This is a genomic window from Psychrobacter proteolyticus (assembly GCF_038155145.1).
In the GTDB taxonomy this organism is placed as follows: Bacteria; Pseudomonadota; Gammaproteobacteria; order Pseudomonadales; family Moraxellaceae; genus Psychrobacter; species Psychrobacter proteolyticus_B.
In genome coordinates, this window is the sequence record NZ_JBAKAY010000218.1 from 1 (window position 1) to 211 (window position 211).

At 47.9% G+C, this 211-nt stretch carries 1 pseudogene; it reads right to left on the reverse strand.

The window, feature by feature from the left end:
• A pseudogene (locus V6252_RS13595) lies at positions 1-211 on the reverse strand (serine protease); the annotation flags it as partial.

Sequence of the window (211 nt, forward strand, 5' to 3'; positions counted from 1 at the left end):
GCTTGTTCATCTGCCGTTAAATTACGTAAACGCAAGCCCAACTGTACATCATCATTATGCTCATCCCCGCTCTGTGCTCTTACATCATTGGGCGCATAAGCAAGCTTGCAGTTAATCACCATCTGCTTACCGTTACGCTTAATCCGTGCACGGAAGGGGTCGCTTGGACGCGCTCGATTCAGCAAGTTCAGCAAATCGGATTCTTCCATAA